This window comes from Haliscomenobacter sp. (genome assembly GCF_033763495.1).
Lineage (GTDB): Bacteria > Bacteroidota > Bacteroidia > Chitinophagales > Saprospiraceae > Haliscomenobacter.
In genome coordinates, this window is record NZ_JANRKL010000085.1 from 21,274 (window position 1) to 28,038 (window position 6,765).

The following is a 6,765-nucleotide window of genomic DNA, read 5'->3' on the forward strand; positions in this document are numbered from 1 at the left end:
ATATCGCCCCAATAACAATCCACCATGCGCGCCATCCAAATCCACCAATTCGGCTCAGCCGAAGAACTCTACCTGGGTGATTTTCCTACCCCAGAACCTGGTACTCACCAAATCCGCATCAAGGTCAAAGCTACAGCATTAAACCGTGCTGATTTATTGCAGCGGGAAGGTAAGTACCCGCCACCACCGGGTGAGAGCCCCATCATGGGCCTGGAAATAGCCGGTACCGTGGATAAATTGGGCGAAAAAGTCAGCAAATGGAAAATTGGGGATCGGGTATGTGGGCTCCTAGCTGGTGGGGGCTATGCTGAATACGCGGTCATCCACGAAGATGTGGCCATGCCTGTCCCCGAAAACCTCGACTTTTTGGCTGCTGCCGCAATTCCTGAAGCATTTCTGACGGCCTTTCAAGCGTTGGTTTGGATTGCCCAACTCAAAGCAGGCGAAACTTTGCTGATTCACGCCGGAGCCAGTGGCGTAGGCACTTCAGCACTACAATTGGCTCGTTTGATAGGGGCAAAAGCCTTCGTAACAGCCTCAGCGGAAAAACACGCACTATGTCGTGCTTTGGGTGCTGAGCAGTGCATTGATTACAAGACGCAGGACTTTGCCGCATGCATTCAGGAGTGGACCGAGGGGAGGGGAGTGGATGTGGTATTGGATTTTTTGGGTGCTTCCTATCTGGAACGCAACCTGAAGTCGCTGGCCATGGACGGACGGATGGTGATTTTGGCCATGATGGGCGGAGCGCAAGCTGCGGGCATCAATTTAGGGACGGTACTGATGAAACGCCTGAGTATTCATGGCTCAACGCTGCGTGCACGGACATTGACCTATAAAACTGAACTAACCAAGGCTTTTATGGAGTTGACCTGGTCCCATTTTGCGAATGGTACCTTGTTCCCAGTTGTAGATAAAGTTTTCTCTTGGGAGGAAGTGGCTCAGGCTCATTTGTACATGGAGGAAAATCGGAATCAAGGGAAAATTGTGTTGAGAGTGGACTAGTCTAGCCGCATTATTTTTTCGCCCTCATCTCTGTAAGATTGAGCTCGAAGCCCGGTAATACCTCTTCTCCAGACAATTTTTGATCAAAACCTTTTACACATTCTACCTCCTTTCCTTGCCGATAAACAAATACTTGCTCTTGATATGGGTCAATCAACCAGGCCAATTGCACTCCATTGGCCAACCAATTGTTGGTCATTTTTTGTTGCAACTTAGCCAAGCGATCAGTTTTGGAGCGAATTTCGACTACAAAATCTGGAACAACTTGGATGAAACTTTCATCATCATCGGGTTCTTCGGCCCAACGCTCTGGAGAAATCCAGGATACATCTGGTATTTTGGTAGCCCCGTCAGGCAAGTCATAAGTTCCATTTGGGCCAAAAACCTGACCTTTGCCCTGGCTTTCATTCCAAAGATTTAGTAAAAAATTAAGGCGGTTTTCACGTTTTCCTGAACCTTTTTTGAGTGGGGACATAACTGAGATGATGCCATTTGCCTCCCGTTCAATTTGAAGGTCGGGAAAAATTTCGATTAAGCCAATAAAGTCCTGTTTACTCAGTGGGATCTGAGATTCGAAAGCGCCGTATTTGAGGAAAAAATCCTCAACGCTCATATGTTTGGCTGATACAGAAGCTGATCCCATTGGAGAAGTTTTCTTATCTACAAAATTGCATTATTTCGGGAAAACAGGCAAGCTCAATTTCCATTTGTGCTGACTTTGGCACAACTCCTGGAAGTAGTCCCAGTCCAGAAAATGCGCTTCCGCACACATCGTAGCCAGTTGCCGATAGGAGGTAAACATTTGAATCTGGTGGCCGGATTCCTGGGCTACAAATTTTTTCAAACGTTGTAGCGGTCGGCTTTTTTGTACATCCCGGATGTAGATGGCTGCTACTCGCCCAGGGTAACGTTGGTCAATTTCATGATAGATATAAGGGTCCTTTTCTGCATTGTCCCCAATCAAAATGAAGCGTTTTTCCGGGTAAGTATCAAAAATGCGGATGATGCTTTCCATTTTGTGGTTCATGTCCTTCCGGCTGTGAATTTTGTATGGAAAGCCGATATCCCGTAGCAAAACGGGAGCCTTGGGCATGGAATGCACCTTTAGGTATCCTGCGACCAGGTCGTAAATGTTGCGCGGACTATTCGAAACATAAAAAAGTGGTAAAAAGCCCTGGTCATCGTATCCCCGGCGTAAGGCCCGGAAAAAAGCGGCTACTTCATCAAACAATTTACGCCGATGAATACTTTTGAACAAGGTATTGTAAAAAGCGCGCCATTTGAACAGGCTGGCTACCCCGGTTTCGATTATCGTGTCGTCTAAATCCGAAATGATCCCGAGGGTGCTTTCCTCCGGAGGGAACATCACTGTTGTACTGGTTTCGAGATTCAATTCCTCTGTCCAGGGGGTCTTTAGTAAGGTAATGTGGACACTTTGCCAGGGGTCATCATTGTTGAGTTCTAAGGGCGGATCAAGCGGAGCACTAAGCGTAAAATAACCCTCCCGATCGGTGATTAACTCAAACTGGTGATCCTCAATGCAGACCCGTAACACCGCATTGGGTATTTCGTCACTTTCAAATCTACGGTAGGAATTGATCAGGTTTTGCAAAACGGTATTGATGGGGCTATTGCGCAGGCGTTTTTTGACCAAAACCCGGCCTTGCAAAAAAAGAAAATCTCGTCGGCCAAAACCACGATATGTTGCGATTTTTACGGGTAAATCTTTGCCCACTCCACTAACTTTAACCAGGGCAAACCTCAGGTCATCAACAAAGTGATCCAAACGACGCAGTAGATTGATTACAATGGTTTTTAGCGAAGGCATTTAAAATGCAGTTTTCTTCGTTCAAAATTCGCAGAAACTTCCGATTTTTTCGCCGTAAAAACGAATAAACATGAGAAAATACTACGTCTTATTTTTTTTGAGCCTGGCTTTTTTTAAGCCCATACAAGCTCAGGATAACGAGAAACCCATGCTTGAGGCTACACTGGCTGAGGTTTCAAGTGTAGACGCCATCATCAAAACCCTTTATGATGTCATCTCCGGGCCAGCTGGTCAACGCCGCAACTGGAATAAATTTCGTTCTCTCTTTCGTCCTGAAGCGCGACTTAATGCGGTGGGTAAAGACCTCAATGGCAAAACCAAGTTGACGACCATGACCCAGGAGGACTACATCCGCAATGTAGGGCCAATGTTTGATGAAAAAGGTTTTTTTGAAAAGGAAATTGGCCGTTCACAGGAAAAGTACGGCAATATGGTCCACGTGTTTAGTGCCTATGAAACCAGGTTTACTGCGGCAAACGGGAAAGTGGAAGCACGGGGCATTAACAGTATTCAGTTGGTACAAAAAGATGGGCGTTTCTGGATTTTGAACATCATGTGGAACCCGGAATCGCCTGATAATCCGATTCCAGAAAAATACACGAAAAAACCGTAGGGGCACCCCTGGTGAGTGCCCACATGTTCAATAGGGCACCCGCCAGGGACGCCCCTACGGTAGATGATATCAAACGCCTTGCGGCATTACTGCGGGAGCAACCACGCAGGGTTACTCCTACATACGCAACACAAAACCATTCACCAAAAACTGGCGCTTGATTTGACTGGCATAAATCGTTGCAGCCTCCCGATTGTCGAAACGGCCCGCGAAAATTTTATAAATCCGACCTCCACTGGCATTGGCAGCAGGCGATTGGGAAAGATAAATTTCACTTAACCCCATTTTTTGTAATGATTGCGCTTGACGTATGGCATTGTCCAATTGGGTATAAGAACCTACTTGAACAGAAAAACCACTGCCTGCTTGCAAGGTTGGGAAGCCCTCAATGCTGCCTGGGCTTACATTGGGCGGGCTGTTATTCCAGTTGAAATTAGGGTTGTTTGAATTGGAGCTGGTGGCGTTATCTGAATAGGAATTTGGGATATTGGCATTATTGTAAGCAGGATTGTAACTACTGCCTGATCCATTGTACCCGTAATCCGAAGGAACCTGGTTAGAGGCTTCATTGGCAGCATTGTAGGTGCCGCCCCGATTCTGGAACCGACGATCATAAGATGGTGGTACCGGGCCATATTGTGGCTGTTGGGTATTGTTTGGAGTATTGCCGTATTGTTGTTGAGTATTGCCGTATTGTTGTTGCATATTGTTGTATGCATTAGAACCATTGGTTCCTTTTGGGGTAAAATACTCTTGTGGCGCATCTTGTGGCGCCCCATTATAAATGCGGTCAAAAGCAAAGGAATTCGAGCTCTGATTATTGACCGTGTTGTAGTTTGCGGCGGTAGCGTTGTTGTCGGCATAACCAAACTGCTCTACTTTGACCTGAGCATGCCCTACCAAGCTAAGGTCAATAAAGGATGCAGCAGCCATGGATAGGGAAATGATGGCTCCATCACTGGAAAAAGGGCCCCGGTCATTGACTCTCACAATAACAGCTTTGTTGTTGTCCAGGCGGGTAACTTTTAATAAAGTGCCTTTGGGGTAAGTGCGGTGTGAAGCGGTATATTGGGTTCGATCGTAAACCTCCCCATATGCAGTTGGGTTGCCTTGTAGGGCGTCCGAATAATAATTGGACAAGCCTACATCCGCTTGTTGGGCAAGGATGACAATGGAGTTCAAGAATAGGGCGGCAAGCAAGCCAGATACTTTACGTAGATGGTTCATTGGCAAAATAAATTTTTCAAAATAACGAAAGGTATAACGAAAAGTTACAGCAGAAAAGTATCCGGGAGGACGAAAGGAAGAAAAAGACATGTTTAATTAATTGATAAAGAGATAACTAATCAATTAAACATGCCTCATGATTTTTATGTTATGCTTCAAAAAGAGCATTGACAAAAGTCTGTTTTTCGAAGGGTTGTAATTGGTCGATCCCTTCACCAACACCGATGTATTTGATGGGGATTTTAAACTGGTTGGAGATCCCGATGGCAACTCCTCCCTTTGCGGTTCCGTCCAGTTTGGTCAAAGCCAGAGCACTTACATCAGTAGCTTCTGTAAAATGTTTGGCTTGTTCGATAGCATTTTGACCTGTAGTCGCATCCAATACCAACAAAACCTCATGGGGTGCGGTTTCAATTCTTTTACTGATCGAACGTTTGATTTTGCTCAACTCTTGCATCAAACCCGTTTTGGTGTGCAAACGACCAGCTGTATCAATTATGGCAACATCACAATTGTTTTGTACCGCATAGTTCACCGTTTCATATGCTACCGCAGCCGGGTCCGCATTCATACCCTTAGTGTAAAAGTCACAACCTACCCGTTCGGACCAAATTTTGAGCTGATCTACTGCAGCTGCCCGGAAAGTATCCCCAGCTCCTAACACTACTTTTTTGCCTTGTTTTTGGAATTGATGGGCCAATTTCCCAATTGTGGTGGTTTTCCCTACTCCATTTACCCCGACAACCAGGAGAATAAATGGGGTTACACCTGCAGGCAATTCGTAACCACTCAGTTGCTGGGTATTGTTTTCGGACAACAGTTGCACAATTTCATCCCGCAGAATAAAATTGAGCTCACTTGTTCCAAGGTATTTGTCTTTAGCAACCCGTGCCTCAATCCGTTCAATAATTTGAGTGGTGGTATTGCGACCTACATCCGCAGAGATGAGCAAGGACTCCAATTCGTCCAGCACCTCTTCGTCCACGGTTGAGCGACCAGCCACCATTTTTGACAGGTTGCCGAAAAAACTGCTCTTGGTTTTTTCCAGCCCTTTATCCAGATCTTCCTTTTCTTTTTTTCCAAAAAGATTGCTAAAAAAACTCATGGTAGTGAAAAGTGAAAAGTGAAAAATGAAAAATGAATAGTTACAAGTGAGTAGTGATAGGCTGGTAATAGCTTTTCACTTTTAGTTTTTCACTTTTCACTCATAACTCAAAAGGCTTTCCCTGTGCAATCACAAGAAAAGCCTTTTTTCGGACGATGCTTCAGACCGTGCATATATTTACTTCAGAGAAGCAATAAAAGCGTCTTTTTTGTCCTTGTGCACCATTTGCTTTTTGTAGCTGTACTTGCCAGTCTTAGGGTCTTTTACGCTTACTACGATTTGTACGTAGTCGCGGCCAGAACCAACGTTAGCTGCACGCTTAGCAACTTTTGCGTTTTTGGATACCTTTGCCATTGCAGTAAATTATTTACGGAACAAATTAAGACTTATTGTAAGAATAAACAAGTCGAATTTGTCCTCACTCAGCAATTATTTAATTTCGCGGTGCACCGTTACTTTTTTCAGTACAGGGTTGAATTTCTTCAACTCCAAACGATCCGGTGAATTTTTGCGGTTTTTCTGGGTAACATAACGAGAAGTACCGGGTAAACCCGACTTCTTATGCTCAGTGCATTCAAGGATGATTTGAATGCGGTTACCTTTGCTCTTCTTTGCCATGACGACTAAAAATTACTTGTTTAACAACCTTGTTCCAAACTTACTCCGGTATCAACACCCTCTTGCTCCAAACGCTTCAGGTATTCGTAAATCCCCAATTTACTGATGGTGCGCATGGCTGAAGTACATACCTTTAGAGTAACCCACTGATCTGTTTCAGGGATGAAGAAGCGTTTCTTTTGCAAGTTAGGCAAAAAGCGACGCTTGGTCTTGCGATTGGAGTGTGAAACGTTGTTACCCACAATCGGACGCTTACCCGTAAGTTGACAAACCTTAGACATAATGTATAAATTTAAAAAGTTCAAGGTGTCAAAGGTTTTAACCAGTTTGAACTTTAGACCTTGAACTTTTTGATCCAGAGAATTTTTA

Annotated in this window: 9 protein-coding genes; 2 read left to right on the plus strand and 7 right to left on the minus strand. The window is 44.8% G+C overall.

All coding sequences use genetic code 11. The annotated features are described in order from the left end of the window. Positions 1–24: 24 nt before the first annotated feature. A complete protein-coding gene (locus SFV55_RS09215) occupies positions 25–1,005 on the plus strand; it encodes an NAD(P)H-quinone oxidoreductase (RefSeq protein ID WP_320029200.1) in 981 nt (326 codons plus the stop codon). Positions 1,006–1,015: 10 nt separating this feature from the next. On the opposite strand, the gene SFV55_RS09220 is transcribed toward SFV55_RS09215, so the two are convergent. Beyond that, positions 1,016–1,648 (minus strand): Uma2 family endonuclease, encoded by a 633-nt coding sequence (locus tag SFV55_RS09220; RefSeq protein WP_320029201.1) that lies wholly within the window; start codon positions 1,646–1,648, stop codon positions 1,016–1,018. A gap of 30 nt (positions 1,649–1,678) precedes the next feature. Further along, entirely contained in the window at positions 1,679–2,833 is a 1,155-nt protein-coding gene (locus SFV55_RS09225; RefSeq protein ID WP_320029202.1) for a phosphatase domain-containing protein, read from the minus strand. 70 nt (positions 2,834–2,903) lie between these two features. Here SFV55_RS09225 and SFV55_RS09230 point away from each other — a divergent pair, with 70 nt between their 5' ends. Beyond that, positions 2,904–3,446, plus strand: coding sequence for a hypothetical protein (locus SFV55_RS09230; RefSeq protein ID WP_320029203.1), 543 nt, complete (start codon positions 2,904–2,906; stop codon positions 3,444–3,446). A gap of 117 nt (positions 3,447–3,563) precedes the next feature. Here SFV55_RS09230 and SFV55_RS09235 read toward each other — a convergent pair whose 3' ends face one another. From SFV55_RS09235 to rpmB, 5 genes are all read right to left on the minus strand, one after another. Next, entirely contained in the window at positions 3,564–4,673 is a 1,110-nt protein-coding gene (locus tag SFV55_RS09235; protein WP_320029204.1) for a septal ring lytic transglycosylase RlpA family protein, read from the minus strand. Between the two features lie 148 nt (positions 4,674–4,821). Then, positions 4,822–5,778, minus strand: coding sequence for a signal recognition particle-docking protein FtsY (gene ftsY, locus SFV55_RS09240; protein WP_320029205.1), 957 nt, complete (start codon positions 5,776–5,778; stop codon positions 4,822–4,824). A 177-nt stretch (positions 5,779–5,955) separates the two neighbouring features. Then, positions 5,956–6,132: a DUF4295 family protein gene (locus SFV55_RS09245; protein WP_290931977.1), complete on the minus strand. Its 177-nt coding sequence runs from the start codon at positions 6,130–6,132 to the stop codon at positions 5,956–5,958. A 75-nt stretch (positions 6,133–6,207) separates the two neighbouring features. Then, positions 6,208–6,396 (minus strand): 50S ribosomal protein L33, encoded by a 189-nt coding sequence (gene rpmG / locus SFV55_RS09250; protein WP_320029206.1) that lies wholly within the window; start codon positions 6,394–6,396, stop codon positions 6,208–6,210. Positions 6,397–6,416: 20 nt separating this feature from the next. Beyond that, complete coding sequence (rpmB, locus tag SFV55_RS09255; protein WP_320029207.1) at positions 6,417–6,677, minus strand: 50S ribosomal protein L28; 261 nt, start codon at positions 6,675–6,677, stop codon at positions 6,417–6,419. Between the last annotated feature and the right edge of the window lie 88 nt (positions 6,678–6,765).

Coding starts and splice junctions, on each gene's coding strand:
- SFV55_RS09235 (WP_320029204.1), bottom strand. CDS start 4,673: ATGAACCATCTACGTAAAGTATCTGGCTTGCTTGCCGCCCTATTCTTG.
- SFV55_RS09220 (WP_320029201.1), bottom strand. CDS start 1,648: ATGGGATCAGCTTCTGTATCAGCCAAACATATGAGCGTTGAGGATTTT.
- ftsY (WP_320029205.1), bottom strand. CDS start 5,778: ATGAGTTTTTTTAGCAATCTTTTTGGAAAAAAAGAAAAGGAAGATCTG.
- rpmB (WP_320029207.1), bottom strand. CDS start 6,677: ATGTCTAAGGTTTGTCAACTTACGGGTAAGCGTCCGATTGTGGGTAAC.
- SFV55_RS09245 (WP_290931977.1), bottom strand. CDS start 6,132: ATGGCAAAGGTATCCAAAAACGCAAAAGTTGCTAAGCGTGCAGCTAAC.
- SFV55_RS09215 (WP_320029200.1), top strand. CDS start 25: ATGCGCGCCATCCAAATCCACCAATTCGGCTCAGCCGAAGAACTCTAC.
- SFV55_RS09225 (WP_320029202.1), bottom strand. CDS start 2,833: ATGCCTTCGCTAAAAACCATTGTAATCAATCTACTGCGTCGTTTGGAT.
- SFV55_RS09230 (WP_320029203.1), top strand. CDS start 2,904: ATGAGAAAATACTACGTCTTATTTTTTTTGAGCCTGGCTTTTTTTAAG.
- rpmG (WP_320029206.1), bottom strand. CDS start 6,396: ATGGCAAAGAAGAGCAAAGGTAACCGCATTCAAATCATCCTTGAATGC.